The following is an 890-nucleotide window of genomic DNA, read 5'->3' as shown; positions in this document are numbered from 1 at the left end:
TGATGACCAACATCAATAAAACAGGAGGGAGAGAGTCCATGAAACATTTTACCACAGAATGGCCTTTATTAAAAGAGCTGGAGGAACAATTAGTCAGAACTCTTCAAAAGGTGTTCGCTGTCTTGTTGGCGGCCCTTTTGGAGGAGATTGATCAACAACTGGCGGAAGCGCGGGACAAGCGCCGGTATCAGCTGAAAGACAAACGGCCGACCACGATCCAAACGCTGTTTGGAGAAGTGACGTTTCGACGGAACTACTACTATGATCGGCAGGCGGGGGCGTATACCTTCTTGCTGGATGCCGAACTGGGCTTTGATGGAGCGCAGTCGATCAGCCCTTGCCTCGAGGAAACGGCGGTCGAGTTGGCCGTAGAGGGCTCTTCCTACCGCAAAGCGGCCCGTACGTTGGAGTCGATCGTGGGGTATGCGGTCCTAAGCCACGAGGCGATTCGCCAACTGGTGCTGGAGGCCCCTGTCTCGCTGCACCACCCTGTTTCCCAACGGCACGGCCGAGTGCTGTTTGTGGAGGCGGATGGGCTGTTCATTTCCCGCCAGGGGAAAGGGAAACGGGCGAAAGAAGAGAAAATCCTGGCGGTTCACGAGCTCGAGCTGCGAACCGTTTCGTTTCCATCCCTCGTGAACCGCCAGGATTTTCTCTTCTTTCGCCCGTTTCCCTTTCCCCTGGCGGGAAATGAACAGCCCATCCGCCTCCACAAACAGCACTCGGCCGTGCCGTTGGGAAACAGGGTGGTGCAGCGAGACAGGGGCCTCCAGCACCAGTTGGCGAATCGCCTCGTGGCTTAGGACCGCATACCCCACGATCGACTCCAACGTACGGGCCGCTTTGCGGTAGGAAGAGCACTCTACGGCCAACTCGACCGCCGTTTCCTC

General features: G+C 57.1%; 2 pseudogenes. One reads left to right on the top strand and one right to left on the bottom strand.

Annotated features, from left to right (window positions below):
• Positions 1–38: 38 nt before the first annotated feature.
• A pseudogene (locus LH47_RS14730) lies at positions 39–656 on the top strand (UPF0236 family transposase-like protein); the annotation flags it as partial.
• On the opposite strand, the pseudogene LH47_RS17280 reads toward LH47_RS14730, so the two are convergent.
• Positions 639–830, bottom strand: a pseudogene (locus LH47_RS17280) (UPF0236 family transposase-like protein); the annotation flags it as partial. The pseudogenes LH47_RS14730 and LH47_RS17280 sit on opposite strands and share 18 nt — an antisense overlap.
• Between the last annotated feature and the right edge of the window lie 60 nt (positions 831–890).

It is taken from the genome of Anoxybacillus thermarum, assembly GCF_000836725.1.
Taxonomy (GTDB): Bacteria; Bacillota; Bacilli; order Bacillales; family Anoxybacillaceae; genus Anoxybacillus; species Anoxybacillus thermarum.
Note: the sequence above shows the minus strand (reverse complement) of the source record. Positions and strands in the feature narration are given on the sequence as shown.